The organism is Caulobacter sp. FV2ps19, assembly GCF_058681035.1.
In genome coordinates, this window is record NZ_CM178729.1 from 1,384,391 (window position 1) to 1,399,378 (window position 14,988).

The following is a 14,988-nucleotide window of genomic DNA, read 5'->3' on the forward strand; positions in this document are numbered from 1 at the left end:
GGGCAGTCGATCCTGACGGGCAGCCCGTCTTTGTAGGCGTAGTACTCGATGCAGCCTTTTGGAGCTGAAATTGCTTCTCGCTTCCCAATGTCGGCTGCGGCCAGGAACTCTGACGGGGTGGTCTTTCCGTCGCTATCCCAGTCCATTTCAGACCACCTGTACCCATGCTGAAGCGCGCCGAGCGCTACGAACCCGACGTAGGCGATGGGTATCGCCAGGATGAGACAGACGAGCGCGATTAGAGTCTTCCGCATTCTGCAACCTTGGCAGCACGAGGGTCGCCTTTCCACCGAGGCTGTGTAAAAACGCCCGCGCCGAAAATCTTGCAGGCATTTTCTTTTGCCTATGGGTGGATTTTTATCCGATCTCGAACGGTTCATCCGGTCTGGATTTAAACGGCAGAATATTATTCTACGAAAAAATGTCGGTCCGACGTTTTCACACAGCCTCCACCCATAGCGGTCATTGCGAGTGGCCGCCTTATTAGCTGGACATGAAACATTCCACGGCATCGCCGCGAATGGGCGACACACCAAACCCAGAGGCGGACTTGAAGATCAGCGCGAAATCGCCATCCGGGTCCTGATCGTAGGCTAGGAAGATTTCGTCATCCTCGGCCACGATGACGACGCGCCTCGGCAAGGCTTTGGGGGCACTTCCAGGAAAACGTCCGTCGCAATCGATCTCGACAAAATAGGGCTCGACCAGCGCCGCTTTCATTTCGCCTAAGCGTTGGAGAAACCATTCGGCGGGAAGTGGCACTCCAAGTTGATCGGGATGTGGGTCGGGTACAACGAACGTCTCGATCGCGCTCCGAACTCGCTGGTCAATATCGGCTAGGGAAATGTGCTCTTCCATGATCGCGGAATGTCCACCGAACTTCCCAGTATGGCAACGACCGCTACCCCCCCCAAACCGCCCTTCGGAATGTCTGCTGTCCGCCGCAACGGAGGCAATCCGCGTCCTGAAGCCCTTGGCGGAATGGGAGCTCTGAGGTCAGGCCCAACCTTTCAATCGTCATTCCCGCCCTTGTGGCGGGAACCCCTGGTTCAGCTGACGCGTGAGACGCCAGCGAAGGGCGCGCGCCCTTCGCCCCTCCCGCCCCTGCGGCCGATAGAGGGGTTCCCGCCACAAGGGCGGGAATGACGGCGGAGAAGGGGGATAAGCCGCGCTCAATCCCCGTCGTTTCCGCGACAAAATACAACCTTTTCAACGCTCTACAAAATAATCGAGCGCACCAATCCCCGGCGTTCAAACCTGCCGTATTCTAAACCCACCTCGTCGTTGGGAAGGGCGCGCGGCCAGCGACCGAAGCGGCGGCGAGGGGTGGTCGAGCGGGAAGCTCAATCGATGGCGGGAAGAGCGCCTTGCGCTCTGGGCCGCCAACCTCGTGGTCTCTGGCGGCGGTCGGCCGTGGAACACTAAAACGACGTGGCCACGAGGGTCGGGCGAGCAGCAGGCGGACTGAAAGGTCCGCGGTCCGGGTAGGAGTCGCGCACCTGTCCGCCCGTCGCAGGCGTCGAGGGTCAAGCGCTAACACCGCCGAGCCGGAAGCGCTTGCGGATAACGGCGACGCGGAGCGCACGGCTTCGTCGAAACGGTAATCGCTATATGTCTCATCCGGGCGGAACCCGGACGCTCCGCGACCCTTCCCATCCCTTCAGCGGAGTTCCGCGTGAGGTCGCCAAGTCGCGCCGTCTCCCTTCCCCCGTTTGAGGTGTCCGCTTTCAGGCGCCCCGTCGTCTGGCGTGCGCTGACCCGGCGCGGGGCGCTGGCGGGAGACCCTTAAGTCCGCTCCGCCTTGCCCCGCGCCGTCAGCCAGTACATCACCGGCGTCGCCACCCGCGACAGCAGGGTGCTGGTGATCAGCCCGCCGATGATGGCGATGGCCAGGGGCGAGTAGAGGCCCGAGCGTTCCAGGGCCAGGGGCAGCAGTCCGCCGATCGCGGTCACCGAGGTCAGCAGCACCGGCAGGAAGCGCACCTCGCCGGCCTTTTCGATGGCGTCGTGCAGGCCCATGCCGCCCTTGCGCAGCTGTTCGGTGAAGTCGACCAGCAGGATCGAGTTCTTGATCTCGATGCCGATCAGGGCGATCAGGCCGATGGTTGCGGTGAAGCTCAGCGAATTGCCGGTGAGAGCCAGGGCCCCAACGGCGCCGAAGATCCCGAACGGGATGATGCCGGCCACGACCAGGGCGGTCTTGAACTTCTGGAATTCCAGAACCAGCACCGCCAGGATGCCGAACACCGCCACCAGCACCGCCGCCCCCAGGCCCGCGAAGCTTTCCGACTGCGCCTCGGCCTGACCACCCAGGCTCAGGCGATAGCCGGGCGGCATCGGCAGGTCGCGGGCCAGTTGGGCTGTGACGTCCTGGGTGACCTTGGCGGCCAGGAAGCCGGTCGAGACATAGGATGTCACCGTCACCGTCCGTTCACGGTCGAAGCGGTCGATGCGGGCGGGGCTGGACCTCAGGCTCGGGGTGGCGATGGCGTCCAGCCGGGCGGCCAGGCCGTCGGCGGTGGGCACATAGACGCCTTTCAGGGCTGACAGCGGATTGCGCGCCGCGCCGTCGGCGGTCTCCATCGGCAGGCGCACCTTGACCGCATAGTCGTCGCCGTCCGGATCGCGGAAGCGACCGGTCTCCTCGCCCGACAGCGCCAGCCGGGCCGTGCGCCGGGCCGCGCCGGCCGGCACGCCCAGGGCCGAGGCCTTGGCCTCGTCGACGCCCAGGTCCAGGTCGGTACGGTCCAGACGGACGGGATTGCTGACGTCGCGCGTCCCCGGCGTGGCCTTGAGGATCGCCTCGGTGCGGGCGGCCAGGGCCTTCAATGCGCCAAGGTTCTGACCGGTCAGGCGGATGGCGATCGGCGCGTCGATCGGCGGGCCGTTCTCGAAGGTGACCACGCTGATCCGCGCGCCGGGGAAGCCGGCGAAATCGCGGCGCAGGGCGTCCAGCACCTTGTCGCTCTGGCCCGGCTCCCAGCGCTTGAGGCTGACAAATACCTCGGCATAGGTCGTGGCGCTCTCGCGCTGCTGCTGGTTGTAGAAGATCTGCGGATTGCCGCGCCCCAGATTGGCGGCGCGCCAGACGACGTCCGGTTCGGCCTTCAGGCGCTGCTCCACAAACCGCAGGGCGCGGTCGGTGCGGGCCAGGGACGAGCCGTCCGGCGTCTCGATCCGCACCAGGAACTGCGGGGTCTCGGCGGCGGGAAACAGGCTGGAGCCGATCAGCTTGACCAGCGGAAAGGTCGTCAGGCACAGGGCCAGCATCAGGACCAGGGCCAGCCACGGCCGCGCCAGGGCGCGGTGCAGGACCGGTCGGTAGAAGCGATGAATGCCGCCATTGACCGCCTGCAGGATCGCATTGCCTTCGGGATCGGAGTGCTTGTCCAGCACCCGGCTGGCCAGGAAGGGAATGATGGTCATCGAGACCAGCAGCGAGGCGGCGATCGTGCACAGCACCGTCACGGGCAGGGACTTGATATAGGCGCCGGAGCCGGCCGGCAGGGCCATCAGCGGCAGGAAGGCCAGCATCAGGGTGGCCGTACAGCCCACCACCGCCAGGCCGATCTGGCGCGTGCCGTTGACGGCCGCCTCGGTGCGCTCCTCGCCCTCGCGGATGCGGCGGGCGATGTTCTCGGTGATGACGATGCTGTCGTCGACCAGCAGGCCCAGGGCCAGAACGAAGCCGGCGATCGACAGCTGGTTCAGCGTGAAGCCCAGGGCCTGCAGCATCGACAGGCCGATCAGCAGGCTGAGCGGGATCGAGACCATCACCACCAGCCCGGCGCGCGGGCCCAGCGGCAGCAGGGTGATCAGCACCAGGGCCAGGGCGATGCCGAAATCGCGGAACAGGTTGTTGAGCCGGTGTTTGACGTTCTCGGCCTGCACAAAGCCGCGCTGCAGTTTCACGCCGGCCGGCAGGGTTTTTTCATAGTCGTCCAGAACCTGCTCGACGGCCTTGGTGATCCTGGCGACATCCTGGCCGTCCTTCTGGGTCACGGTCAGGAACACGGCGCGCTGGCCGTTGAAGCGGGTCAGGTGGGTCGGTTCCTGCTGGGCCCAGGCCACCTGGGCCACGTCGCGCACACGGGTCACCTGGCCGCCGATGGCGCGCACCGGCGTATCGGCCACGGCCTCCAGCGAGCGGAAGGCTCCGCCCGACTTGACGTTGAAGCGCCGCTCGCCGGCCTGGACCGCGCCGATGGGGGCCTCGGCGCCGGCCGATTTCAGGGCGTCGGCCACGGCGGTGGCCGGCAGTTTGAGGGCTGAAAGACGGGCCAGGTCCAGGGTCACCTGAACCTCCGAGGCCGGCGCGCCCCAATATTTGGCCTCGCGTACGCCGGGCACGCGATCGAGCCGTTCACGCAGACGGTCGGCGGTTTTTTCCAGACGGCGCATGGGCAGGATGTCGCTGGTCAGGGCGACCTGGACGATCGCCACCTCCGTGGTGCGGGCCCGCTGGATATCCAGCCGCACCAGACCGCTGGGCAGGGTCCCGCGGATGGCGTTCACCTCGCGGACCACCTGGTCGTATTTGCGCTCGGGATCGACATCCCAGGTGAAGTGGACGCGCACGGCGGCCGCGCCGTCGGAACTGGTCGACTCGATCTTGTCGATATTGTCCAGGCCGTCGACCGCGTCCTCGATCGGGTCGACGACCAGTTGCTCCATCTCCGAGGGCTCGGCCCCCGGCAGCACGGCGCGGATGATCACGATCGGGATCGGGAAATGCGGATCCTCCGAGCGCGGAATGCTGGTGAAGGCGTTGATCCCCAGCATCACCAGCAGGCCGAAAGCGACCAGGGTGAACTGCCAGCGATGGACCGCCAGGCCTGCGATGTCGAACTTCACGGCTTTTTGCCCGCCTGAAGGTGCGCCGGATCAACGACGCTGACCTTTTCGCCGTCGCTGACGAAGCCGGCGCCGGCGGTGATCACCCGGGCGCCGTCGGCCAGGCCCGAGACCAGGGCGTCATCGCCGTCGAAGCCGCCAAAGCCCACGGCGGTGCGACGGGCGACGCCGCCGTCCAGCCGCAGCACGAAGGCCTGCGCGCCTTCGGCCTCCAGAATGGCTTCCGCCGGAATGCGGGCGAAGGCGCCGATCAGGCCGGGTGCGGCGCGGGCCGACAGCGTGGCGCTGGCGATCTGGCCGCTGCGCAGGTCCGGGCGACCGGCCAGCTCGATCTCGACCGTCACCGCGCCGGTGCGGGTGTCGGCCGCCTCGCCGATCCGGGTTAGGGTTCCGGTCAGGATCTGGGGCCCCAGATCCTCGACCTTCAGCTGGGCGGGGTCGCCGACCCGCACCCGGGCGGCGTCGCGGCTGGACAGCGGCAGGCGCAGCACCAGCGGGCTGTTGAGGTCGGCGATCCGCGCCACCGTCTGGCCGGCCTGCACGACCTCGCCCGTCTGGACGGCGCGGCTCAGGACCACGCCCGAGGCCGGCGAGACCAGTTGCGCCCAGCGTCGGTCAAAGGTGGTGGAGTTGTAGGCCGCCTGGGCCGATTTCAGCGCGCTCTGGCGATCATCCAGCCTCTGGCGGCTGACGAAGCCCTTGTCGAACAGGGCGGTGTCGCGCGCCACATCCCGGCGGGCGCGTTCCAGATCGGCGGTGGTCTGCTGCTGGCGGGCGTCGAGGCTGGCCGGATCGATCGCCGCCAGCACCTGGCCCGCCTGGACCCGGTCGCCGGCCTCGACGCTCATCCGGGTCAGCACGCCGCCGATGCGGAACGACAGGGCCATTTCCCGGCGCCGCTCCAGCGTGCCGGTTCCTGAGACCGCGCCGGCGGCGTTGGGCGCGGCGATGCGGACCGCTTCGACCGGGGTGGGGAGAGGTGCGGGCGCCGCCTCGTTGGCCTTGCCGCCACAGGCCGCCAGACCAGGCAGCGCCACGGCGAAGACAAGCGGTCTCCAGACGACGTGGAGAGGGGGCGGGGAGGCGCGCCACATCATCTTTGTTCCAGATCAATCAGTGATAAGTTATCAGTGATAGATTGATGGTGCTTGTCAAGCCCGCCCGGGGATGATGGAAGGTCCGCTGATGAAGTCTCCCACCCCGCGTTCTCCCCGAAAACCCAAGGGGCAGGGGGCCGAACGGCGCGAGGAAATCCTCGACGCGGCCCTGGCCCTGTTCAGTCAAAAAGGCGTGCACGCGGTCTCGACCCGGCAGATCGCCGAGCGGGCCGGCATCTCCCAGCCGGCGCTTTATGCCTATTTCGCCACCAAGGACGACATGACCGCCGAACTCTGCGTTCGGGCCTTCGCCACCCTGATCGAGCGGATGGGCGCGGCCCGGGTGCGCGGCGCGCCGACCGTTGAGAATTTCGAGCGGATGTTGCGGGTCTATGTCGATTTCGGCGTCGAGCGACCCAATGCCTATCGTGTGGCCTTCATGATCGAGAAAGGCGACCATGGCGCGTTCATGGAGAAGACCGGCAGCCGGCCGATGATCGCCGGACTGGAAGCCTTCGAGATGTTCCGTGATATCGCGGTGGAGTATCAGGCCGCCGGCCTGACCGTGCTCGACGACGCCCTGTTGACCACCCAGACCCTGTGGGCCGGCCTGCATGGTCTGGTCTCGCTGCTGATCGCGCGGCCGCACTTCCCCTGGATCGAGCGCGAAGCGCTGATCGCCGCCCATATCGCCATGCTGCGCAGAGGCGCGCTGAAAGCCTAGATCGAGCGATCGGCCCTGGCGCCGGGCTCGGGCACGCGCAGGCGAGGATCGCGCGTGGGCTCGATCACGCCGTTCAGCGCCGCCAGGGCGCCGCCGAATTCGACGGGCGAGGCCGGGCCCTTTCGGGCCTTTTCAATCGGATCCTCGACCTTGTTGACGCCATAGGGGCCATCCTTGGGGTGGGCCGGATCGATATGCTTCTTGGCGTAGTCGACGTCGGTGCAGTCCTTGCACTTGAAGCCGTTGATGATCTCGATGGCCATGGCTTGCTCCCCCTGTGGCGCGTCGCTGCAAGCGAGTTCGCGCGGGGGCGCCAAAAGGTTACATGGAAAAGTCGGCGGCTCGCGCCTATATCCGCGCCTTGATTTTATCGGAGCCTTCCATGGCCAATCTGCAGCCCCTCCAGTCGTTCAGCCTGCAAGAGACCGACGACGGTTATCGCCTGCTGGTTTCGGCCATCGGCGGCGACACCCTGTATGTCTCGATCACCGTCGAACAGATGGATGACATCATCGACTCGCTGGAGCTGGCCGTCGGCCGCGGCGACGAGGAAGAGGCCGCCGAGGACGAAGAAGGGTTCTAGGCCAAATCACGATGTCATCCCGGGCGAAGCGCAGCGAAGACCCGGGACCGCTACAGGCTCTGAGCTCCCGGCGGTCCAGGCTCTGCGCGCTGCGCGCTTGGCCGGGGACAGCCTTTATTGCGGCCCCGCCGCCAGCAATCCCGCCACGTCCTTAAGCGCCCGCGCCAGGGTCGCGGCCTTGCCCGGCGCGCCCAGCGACAGCCGCACGCCGTCCCGGGTGACGTCCGGCGCCCGGAAAGCCTCGGCGTCCACCAGCGACAGGCCGCGCGCCCGGGCCGCGTCCAGTAGCCTGCCCCGGCTCCACCCGACCGGCAGGTCCAGCCAGACATGCAGGCTCTCCGCGCCGCCGATCGCGGCGGGCAGGATCTCGGCGGCCAGTTTGCGGCGTGCGCCAGACTCGCGCCGCACCCCTTCCAGCACGCGCGCGGCGTTCCCCTCGCGGATCCAGGCGGTGACCACGGCGGCCATCAGCGGCGCGGGCATCTGGGCGATGGCGTGCAGGGCTTCGGCCGTCTCGGTGACCCGATCTTCCGGCGCGACGATGAAGGCGATCCGCAGGCCGGGCGACAGGGTCTTGGCCGTGGTGGCGATGTGGAACACGCTCTGCGGCCACAAGCGGGCCAGGGCGGGCAAAGGCGCCGCCGGAAGCAGACCATAGGCGTCGTCCTCGATGATCGCCACGTCAGCGGCCTTGGCCACGGCGATGATCGCCTCGCGTCGCGCCAGGCTCATCGTCGCGGTGGTGGGGTTCTGGAAGGTGGGGGTGCAGCAGATCGCGCGAGGGCGGTGCAGGGCGCAGAGCCGCGCCAGGGCCATCGGCTCCAGACCTTCCTCGTCCATCGCGCAGCCGACGACGTTCAGGCCGCGTTGCGCCGCGGCGGTGAGGAGGCCCGGATAGGTCAGGTCCTCGACGATGATCGTCTCTCCGGGGCCGGCGAGCAGGTTCAGCAGCGCGCTCAGCGCCGTCTGGGCGCCGCTCCCGATCAGGATCCGATCCGGTGCAACCTCGCCCAGGGAAGGCTTCAGCCAACTGGCCGCGGCCGTGCGTTGGGCCAGCGATCCCGCCCCGGGATGATAGGCCATCAGGATCGCCGGGTCGGTTCGCGCCAGCACCGCGCCCGTTGTCTCGCGCAACAGGGCGCCAAGGTTGAGGCCCTGGGGTTGGGGCGGCAGGTTCATGGAGAGATCGACAAGGCCCGCCTCGTCATCGCTCGTCCGGCCACGCACGAAGGTGCCGCGCCCGGCCGCGCCCTCGATCAGGCCGCGCTCCTGGGCCAGGGCGTAGGCTCGGGTGACGGTGGTGAAGTCCAGCCCCACCAGACGGGCGACTTCGCGCTGGGCCGGCAGTTGGTCGCCCGCCTGCAGTTCGCCCTCCGCAATCGCCGCCTCCAGCGCCTGGGCCAGGCGCCGGTAGGCCGGGCCGGTAAGGGTCTCGGCGCGATTGAGCCAGGCAGCGGAGGGGTGCGACGGCATGGCGGTTGTCTTTCAAGCCCTCAATGCATACATTATATATGAATTGTATGTATCAAATCCGCGATTGTAGGAAGGGCTTTTGATGGCCGATCCGCACTACACCCCACCCGAACCGATCGTTTCGGGATTGCGCTGCCGGTGTCCCCGTTGCGGCGAGGGCAAGTTGTTTCAGGGCTTTCTGAAGCTGGCGCCGGCCTGTGATCGTTGCGGGCTGAGCTATGCCTTCGCCGACCCGGCCGACGGTCCAGCCTTTTTTGTCATGACCGGCGTGGGCGTGGTCATCATCGCCATCTTCGCCTGGGTGGAGATCGCCTATCGCCCGCCGATCTGGGTGCCCTTCGTCACCGTTTTCCCGGCGCTGATTGTCGGGTGTCTGGGCGCCTTGCGGCCGGTTAAGGCCTGGCTGGTGGCGTCGCAGTATTTCCACAAGGCCGAGGAGGGCCGGTTCGAAAGCCTGGGCCGCCACGACTTCGACAGCCGCCGGCTGTGATCGCCGAACAGGGCCGGACTATTTCTTCTCCAGCATCAGGGTTCCGCGCTGCTGGAGCTCGGTTTTGATCTTGCCGGCGATCATGCCCAGCATGCCGGGCAGGACCACGTCGAGGCGGACATGGTCGTCCATCACTGTCACGGCGCCGCTGATCGCCTGACCCATGGCCAGCGCCGAGAAGTTCAGGACGTCCCCGGCCCAGGACTGGGTGAAGCGCGCGGCGTCGCCGCCGGGGATCTGGCTGGCCAGTTGCTCCAGGCCCGTCGCCAGCCGGCGGCGCGCCTCGGCCACGCCGAGCTGGTGGGGGATGGTGACGGTAATCGGCTTGGCCATGAGGGTCTCCGCAGAAGGGACTGAAAGAACGCCCGGGTGGAAGGATCGTTCGAACGACCCCGGTGCGCGACCGTTTCTGACGTAGGAGCGAGTCAGGTTCAAGGCAACTCCGGAGGACGCCATGACCGATCTCGCCATGCCCCACGCTTTTCTGCCCACCCGTCGTCCCGCGCGCCCTGGCCGCCCGACGGGCCTGCTCGGCGCCCTCAACTATGGCGGCGTCCTGCTGGTGTGGGTGGCGCTGTTTCTGGTCGACCGGCCGCTGGCCCTGAAGGTGTTTCGCGAGCGCCGCGCCGACTCGCCGATCCCCCGCGACTGGCGCGGCTAGAGCATCGTGCGGAAAAGTGGACGCCGGCTTTCCGCCAGAACGATGCGACAACGAAAACCCGGAGCAAGGCGCGTGAATCCGGGTTGGCGCGCCTTGCTCCAGAGGCCTCGCCAAGGCTGGCGAACAATGACAAGCCTTGGCCATGTCGCTGTCCGCCACCGCCCGCGCCGTCAACTATCCGCTCAAGGCCCCGTTCCGCATCTCGCGCGGGGTCAAGACCGCCGCTGAGGTCGTGGTGGTCGAGGTTCGCCTCGACGGTCATGTCGGACGCGGCGAGAGCGTGCCCTATGGCCGCTATGACGAGACCGTGGTCGGGGTCCTGGCCGAGCTTCAGCCCGCGCTCGAGACACTCGAGCGCGAAGGCGACGAAAGCGCCGCCCTGGCCCTGCTGGCGCCCGGCGCGGCGCGCAACGCCCTCGACTGCGCCCTCTGGGACCTGAGGGCCCGGCAGACCGGGGTCAGCGCCGCCGAGGCCACGGGCCTGGCGGTCCCTTCCGCCCTGGTCACCGCCGTCACGGTTAGCCTGGATGAGCCCGACGCCATGGCCGCGGCGGCTCGCGCCGTGGCCGATGCGCCGCTGATCAAGATCAAGCTGGGGCCCGAGGACCCCGCCGCCCGCCTGCGGGCCGTGGTCGCCGCCGCGCCGCGTTCGCGCTTCATCGTCGATCCCAATGAGGGCTGGACCTTCGAGATCCTGCATGGCCTGCGATCCTTGCTGGCCGACCTGCCGATCGCCCTGGTCGAGCAACCCTTGCCGGCCGGCGCCGATCAGGCGCTGGAGGGCTATGATCCGCCCTATCTCATCTGCGCCGACGAGTCCGTGCATGTCGGCGGCGACCTGGCCGCCCTGCGCGGGCGCTATCAGGCGGTGAACCTCAAGCTCGACAAGACCGGCGGCCTGTCAGAGGCGGTGCGGATGCTGGAGCAGGCCCAGGAGCTGGGCTTTCAGCTGATGACGGGCTGCATGGTCGCCTCGTCCCTGGCCATCGCCCCGGCCCTGCACCTGGCCGGCGGCTGCCAGTTCGCCGACCTCGACGGTCCCTGGTGGCTGTCGATCGACCATCCCGGCGGCCTGCGGGTGGAGGGCGGGGTGATCACGCCGCCCAAGCCGGGGTTCTGGGGCGACGGAATCGCGGCCGAAGGGCTGTGGCTTTAGGCCTGCTGGAGCCGAGCCAGGGCCCGCATGTACGCCCGGCGGGCAGGGCGCCCGGATTGACCACGACGGAAAGTGACGCGTCTGGACCTGTGATCCTGTTGTCGCTATTCGCCGCTAGAGCATGTCAGACATCTTGAGCTCGGGGGGGCGGCAATGTCGAACATACCGGTTGAATTCTATGTCTTTGGTCTGACGCTGGCGGGCGTCGCCCTGCTGCATCACCGCACGCTGCTGGTGGCCGTGACGGGGCTTCTGGCCACCCTGGCCTACAAGCTGAGCTATTCGGGGTTTTCCCACGGCGTGGGCTGGGCGGGGCTGGGCCTGCATCTGGGCCATGAATGGGTTCTGCTGAGCAATCTGCTGCTGCTGCTGCTGGGGTTCGCCATTCTGGCCAACCAGTTCGAGCTGAGCCGGGTTCCGGACTTCATGCCGCGCCTGCTGCCCGACAACTGGACGGGGGGCGTTGTTCTGCTGCTCATCGTCTTCCTGATGTCGACCATTCTGGACAATATCGCCGCCGCTGTGATCGGGGCGGTGATCGCCCGCAAGGTCTATGACGGCCGGGTGGGACTGGGCTTTCTGGCTGCGGTGGTGGCGGCGTCCAATGCGGGCGGCGCCGGCAGCGTCATCGGCGACACCACCACCACCATGATCTGGATCGCCGGGGTCTCGCCCCTGGTGGTGCTGAAGGCCTTCATCGCGGCCGGCGTCGCCTTTGTCGTGTTCGCCGGCTTCGCCGCCGCCGCCCAGCAGCGCCATGCGCCGATCCGCGCCCACGTCGCGCCGGACGCCGAACCCGTCGATGGTCTGCGCGTGTTGGTGGTCGTTCTGATGCTGGCGGCCCTGCTGAGCACCAACTTCGTCGGCAACGCCTATTTCGCGGCGTCTCAGGGCGATGCGCCGTGGCTGGGTCTTGGTCTGTGGGCGGCCATCCTGGTCACCCAGTTGATCCGCCGGCCCGACTGGTCGGTGTTGCCCGGCGCCGGGCGCGGCGCAGCCTTCCTGGTTTGCCTGGTCGGTCTGGCCTCGCTGATGCCGGTTGAGACCCTGCCAACAGCCTCATGGCCCACGGCCCTGGGACTGGGCTTCCTGTCGTCGGTGTTCGACAATATTCCGCTGACGGCCCTGGCGTTGAACCAGGGCGGCTATGACTGGGGCGTGCTGGCGTTCTCGGTCGGGTTCGGTGGCTCGATGATGTGGTTTGGGTCGTCGGCCGGCGTGGCGGTGACCACCCTGTTCCCGGAGGCGCGCTCGGTCGGCGGCTGGCTGCGCCATGGCTGGTTCGTGCCGATCGGCTATGTGGCCGGGTTCATGGCGCTGCTGGCGCTCAATGGCTGGCACCCGACCCCGACCCGCGCGGAACAGCGAGGCGACAAGGCCGCTGCGGCGGCGGCCGATCACTTCGACACCGGCGCGGCCGCTCGGTTCTGGCGCGATGCGCGGGCCCTGACCGACGGCGTCACCCATGGTCTGCGCTAGTCGTTCCCGGCCCGCGTGACACAACCCCTTGATCCGGTCGCCTAGCGTGGCCCACACTCGGCCTATGGTCGAGAATCCCTTGCAACGCCTGGACACCTTCGAGCTGCTCAAGCTGGGCAAGGCTTCGGTGACGGTCGGCGGCCTGGCTGCGGCGATCCTGATCATCGCCGTGGCCTTGGTCGCCGCGCGCTTGAGCTCTATCGGATTGCAGCGATTGAGGGCGCGCGCCGCCGGCAGCGCCGCGTCGCTGTATGTCGTCGAGAAGGTTCTGACCTACGGCCTGGTGATCATCGGCTTCGTCGCCGGCCTGTCGACCATGGGCCTGGATCTGACCTCGCTGACGGTGTTCGCCGGGGCTCTGGGCGTCGGCGTCGGCCTGGGCTTGCAAGGCATGGTCAAGGACTTCGCCTCGGGCATTTCCCTGGTGTTCGAGCGACTGGTGGCGGTGGGCGATTTCGTCGAGCTGCCGGCCGGTCAGCGTGGCGTCGTGCACGAGGTCGGCCCTCGCGCCACCCGCATCCGCACCAATGACAGCACCGATCTGATCGTCCCCAACTCGGTGCTGGTCAACGACCTGGTCATTAACTGGACCCTTCGCAACACCAACCGCCGTATCCGGGTGCCCTTCGTCACGGCGTTTGGCGTCGACAAGGAAAAGGTGCGCGACGCGGTGCTGAAGGCCGCCCGAACCGTGCCCTTCACCTCGCCCGATGATGCGGTGCGCCGCACCCAGGTCTGGCTGGTGGGGTTTGGCGAAAGCGCCCTGAAGTTCGAGCTGATCGTCTGGCCTACTGTGGAATCGGTGCGGCGTCCCGCGGCCGTCAACGCGGCCTATACCTGGGCGATCGATGACGCCCTGCGCCAGGCCAATATCGAGATCCCCTATCCGCAACGCGACGTCCGTGTCCGGGGCCTGTTCGGCGAAGAGGGCGAGGACGCCCTGACCAGCCTGAAGCTTGAGCCCGCCGCCCGTCGCCGCAAGGCCAAGGCCGCCAAGGCGGCCTCCAGCAACGACGCGGCGCAGGACCTCGAGCGCGAAGATCCTGATGATCCGCCGATCGCCCCGGTCGCTCCGGTCAAAAGCTGAACGTTGATAACCTCGCACGCTTGACGCTCTTCCCGCGCCGCCGCAATGTTCTCGCAACTGCGAAAAGAACGCGGCAATAAAAATGGGGAGTAGGCGTATGAAGACCGCGCGAGGCTTTTTCAAACCTTTGGCCATCGGCGCGCCGGCGCCCTATCGCGACCTGCCCGCGCGCGTCGAGCGGATGATCCACTTCGTACCGCCGCACCTGGACAAGGTGCGCGCCAAGATCCCGGAGATCGCCCCGACCGTCGACGTGATCCTGGCCAATCTGGAAGACGCCATCCCCGCCGACGCCAAGGGCGCGGCCCTGGCCGGGACGATCGCCATGGCCCGAGACGTGGATTTTAAGGCCCTGGGCGTGGGCCTGTGGGTGCGGATCAACTGCCTCAACTCGCCCTGGCACCTGGACGAGGTCTCGACCCTGGTCGAGAAGGCCGGCGACAAGATCGACGTGATCATGGTCCCCAAGGTCGAGGGGCCGTGGGACATCTTCTACATGGACCAACTCCTGGCCTCGCTGGAGGCCAAGCATGGCGTGACCCGGCCGATCCTGCTGCACGCCATCCTCGAGACCGCCGAGGGGGTGATGAATGTCGAGCAGATCGCCGGGGCCAGCCCGCGCATGCAGGGGATCAGCCTGGGACCGGCCGATCTGGCCGCCAGCCGCGCCATGAAGACCACCCGGGTCGGCGGCGGCCATCCCGGCTATCGCGTGATCGAGGATCCGCATGCGGACGGGTCGCCCCGCGCCTCGGTTCAGCAGGACCTGTGGCACTATACCTTCGCCAAGATGGTCGACGCCTGCGCCGCCCACGGCATCAAGCCTTTCTATGGCCCGTTCGGGGCGATCGACGATCCGGTGGCCTGCGAGCAGCAGTTCCGCAACGCCTTCCTGATGGGCTGCGCCGGGGCCTGGAGCCTGCATCCCAGCCAGATCGCCATCGCCAAGGCGGTGTTCAGCCCGGCCCCCGACGAGGTGATCTTCGCCAAGCGCATCCTCGAGGCCATGCCCGACGGCACCGGCGTGGCGATGCTGGACGGCAAGATGCAGGACGACGCCACCTGGAAACAGGCCAAGGTGATGGTCGACTGCGCCCGGCAGATCGCGGGCAAGGATGCGGAGTATGCGGCGCTTTACGGGTTTTAGCGGCTAGCACTTGCCCCCTCCTGGCTGCTTCGCAGCCGTCCTCCCCCGTAGGGGGAAGACGAGATCATCTTCCCCCTCCGGGCAGGGCTATCGCATATGGCCAAAAACGGTTGTCATCCCGGACGAGCGCGCAGCGCGAAGATCCGGGACCGACGCCTGAACGCAGCGCTTCCGGCGGTCCCGGATCGGCGCCCGGCTTCGCCAGGCTTGTCCGGGATGACAACTTTTCTGGCCGAA

General features: G+C 67.6%; 14 protein-coding genes. 8 read left to right on the forward strand and 6 right to left on the reverse strand.

What is annotated here, in order from left to right; translation table 11 throughout:
• Nucleotides 1–483: 483 nt before the first annotated feature.
• The 3 genes from ACW18B_RS06740 to ACW18B_RS06750 all read right to left on the reverse strand — a co-directional run bounded on the left by ACW18B_RS06740 (nucleotide 484) and on the right by ACW18B_RS06750 (nucleotide 5,891).
• A complete protein-coding gene (locus ACW18B_RS06740; protein ID WP_492050596.1) occupies nucleotides 484–858 on the reverse strand; it encodes a hypothetical protein in 375 nt (124 codons plus the stop codon).
• 927 nt (nucleotides 859–1,785) lie between these two features.
• Nucleotides 1,786–4,854 (reverse strand): efflux RND transporter permease subunit, encoded by a 3,069-nt coding sequence (locus ACW18B_RS06745; RefSeq protein ID WP_492050598.1) that lies wholly within the window; start codon nucleotides 4,852–4,854, stop codon nucleotides 1,786–1,788.
• Nucleotides 4,851–5,891, reverse strand: a complete 1,041-nt coding sequence (locus ACW18B_RS06750; protein ID WP_492050600.1) for an efflux RND transporter periplasmic adaptor subunit — start codon at nucleotides 5,889–5,891, stop codon at nucleotides 4,851–4,853. Before ACW18B_RS06750 ends, ACW18B_RS06745 begins: the two co-directional genes overlap by 4 nt.
• Nucleotides 5,892–6,039: 148 nt before the next feature.
• On the opposite strand from ACW18B_RS06750, the gene ACW18B_RS06755 reads away from it, so the two are divergent.
• Nucleotides 6,040–6,675 (forward strand): TetR/AcrR family transcriptional regulator, encoded by a 636-nt coding sequence (locus tag ACW18B_RS06755; protein WP_492050602.1) that lies wholly within the window; start codon nucleotides 6,040–6,042, stop codon nucleotides 6,673–6,675.
• On the opposite strand, the gene ACW18B_RS06760 is transcribed toward ACW18B_RS06755, so the two are convergent.
• Nucleotides 6,672–6,938 carry a hypothetical protein gene (locus tag ACW18B_RS06760; RefSeq protein ID WP_492050604.1) on the reverse strand — a complete coding sequence of 89 codons (267 nt, stop codon included), beginning with the start codon at nucleotides 6,936–6,938 and terminating at the stop codon, nucleotides 6,672–6,674. The genes ACW18B_RS06755 and ACW18B_RS06760 overlap by 4 nt on opposite strands.
• Before the next feature lie 119 nt (nucleotides 6,939–7,057).
• Here ACW18B_RS06760 and ACW18B_RS06765 point away from each other — a divergent pair, with 119 nt between their 5' ends.
• On the forward strand, nucleotides 7,058–7,258 hold the full coding sequence (locus ACW18B_RS06765) for a hypothetical protein (protein ID WP_492050606.1): 201 nt from the start codon (nucleotides 7,058–7,060) through the stop codon (nucleotides 7,256–7,258).
• A 114-nt stretch (nucleotides 7,259–7,372) separates the two neighbouring features.
• Here ACW18B_RS06765 and ACW18B_RS06770 read toward each other — a convergent pair whose 3' ends face one another.
• Nucleotides 7,373–8,731, reverse strand: coding sequence for an aminotransferase-like domain-containing protein (locus ACW18B_RS06770; protein ID WP_492050608.1), 1,359 nt, complete (start codon nucleotides 8,729–8,731; stop codon nucleotides 7,373–7,375).
• Nucleotides 8,732–8,813: 82 nt separating this feature from the next.
• Between ACW18B_RS06770 and ACW18B_RS06775 the strand changes: the two genes are divergently transcribed.
• Nucleotides 8,814–9,221: a DUF983 domain-containing protein gene (locus tag ACW18B_RS06775; protein WP_492050610.1), complete on the forward strand. Its 408-nt coding sequence runs from the start codon at nucleotides 8,814–8,816 to the stop codon at nucleotides 9,219–9,221.
• 18 nt (nucleotides 9,222–9,239) lie between these two features.
• On the opposite strand, the gene ACW18B_RS06780 is transcribed toward ACW18B_RS06775, so the two are convergent.
• Nucleotides 9,240–9,554: a polyhydroxyalkanoic acid system family protein gene (locus ACW18B_RS06780; protein ID WP_492050612.1), complete on the reverse strand. Its 315-nt coding sequence runs from the start codon at nucleotides 9,552–9,554 to the stop codon at nucleotides 9,240–9,242.
• A gap of 121 nt (nucleotides 9,555–9,675) precedes the next feature.
• Here ACW18B_RS06780 and didA point away from each other — a divergent pair, with 121 nt between their 5' ends.
• The 5 genes from didA to ACW18B_RS06805 all read left to right on the forward strand — a co-directional run bounded on the left by didA (nucleotide 9,676) and on the right by ACW18B_RS06805 (nucleotide 14,751).
• Nucleotides 9,676–9,882: a DNA damage-induced SOS-independent cell division inhibitor A gene (didA, locus tag ACW18B_RS06785; RefSeq protein WP_492050614.1), complete on the forward strand. Its 207-nt coding sequence runs from the start codon at nucleotides 9,676–9,678 to the stop codon at nucleotides 9,880–9,882.
• A gap of 142 nt (nucleotides 9,883–10,024) precedes the next feature.
• Nucleotides 10,025–11,038 carry an N-acetyl-D-Glu racemase DgcA gene (dgcA, locus tag ACW18B_RS06790; protein ID WP_492050615.1) on the forward strand — a complete coding sequence of 338 codons (1,014 nt, stop codon included), beginning with the start codon at nucleotides 10,025–10,027 and terminating at the stop codon, nucleotides 11,036–11,038.
• A gap of 153 nt (nucleotides 11,039–11,191) precedes the next feature.
• Nucleotides 11,192–12,517: a hypothetical protein gene (locus ACW18B_RS06795; RefSeq protein ID WP_492050617.1), complete on the forward strand. Its 1,326-nt coding sequence runs from the start codon at nucleotides 11,192–11,194 to the stop codon at nucleotides 12,515–12,517.
• A gap of 64 nt (nucleotides 12,518–12,581) precedes the next feature.
• Entirely contained in the window at nucleotides 12,582–13,604 is a 1,023-nt protein-coding gene (locus tag ACW18B_RS06800) for a mechanosensitive ion channel family protein (protein ID WP_492050619.1), read from the forward strand.
• Between the two features lie 97 nt (nucleotides 13,605–13,701).
• On the forward strand, nucleotides 13,702–14,751 hold the full coding sequence (locus ACW18B_RS06805) for an HpcH/HpaI aldolase/citrate lyase family protein (RefSeq protein ID WP_492050621.1): 1,050 nt from the start codon (nucleotides 13,702–13,704) through the stop codon (nucleotides 14,749–14,751).
• The last annotated feature ends 237 nt before the right edge of the window (nucleotides 14,752–14,988 follow it).

Coding starts and splice junctions, on each gene's coding strand:
- ACW18B_RS06740 (WP_492050596.1), bottom strand. CDS start 858: ATGGAAGAGCACATTTCCCTAGCCGATATTGACCAGCGAGTTCGGAGC.
- ACW18B_RS06755 (WP_492050602.1), top strand. CDS start 6,040: ATGAAGTCTCCCACCCCGCGTTCTCCCCGAAAACCCAAGGGGCAGGGG.
- ACW18B_RS06760 (WP_492050604.1), bottom strand. CDS start 6,938: ATGGCCATCGAGATCATCAACGGCTTCAAGTGCAAGGACTGCACCGAC.
- ACW18B_RS06765 (WP_492050606.1), top strand. CDS start 7,058: ATGGCCAATCTGCAGCCCCTCCAGTCGTTCAGCCTGCAAGAGACCGAC.
- ACW18B_RS06770 (WP_492050608.1), bottom strand. CDS start 8,731: ATGCCGTCGCACCCCTCCGCTGCCTGGCTCAATCGCGCCGAGACCCTT.
- ACW18B_RS06775 (WP_492050610.1), top strand. CDS start 8,814: ATGGCCGATCCGCACTACACCCCACCCGAACCGATCGTTTCGGGATTG.
- ACW18B_RS06780 (WP_492050612.1), bottom strand. CDS start 9,554: ATGGCCAAGCCGATTACCGTCACCATCCCCCACCAGCTCGGCGTGGCC.
- didA (WP_492050614.1), top strand. CDS start 9,676: ATGACCGATCTCGCCATGCCCCACGCTTTTCTGCCCACCCGTCGTCCC.
- dgcA (WP_492050615.1), top strand. CDS start 10,025: ATGTCGCTGTCCGCCACCGCCCGCGCCGTCAACTATCCGCTCAAGGCC.
- ACW18B_RS06795 (WP_492050617.1), top strand. CDS start 11,192: ATGTCGAACATACCGGTTGAATTCTATGTCTTTGGTCTGACGCTGGCG.
- ACW18B_RS06800 (WP_492050619.1), top strand. CDS start 12,582: ATGGTCGAGAATCCCTTGCAACGCCTGGACACCTTCGAGCTGCTCAAG.
- ACW18B_RS06805 (WP_492050621.1), top strand. CDS start 13,702: ATGAAGACCGCGCGAGGCTTTTTCAAACCTTTGGCCATCGGCGCGCCG.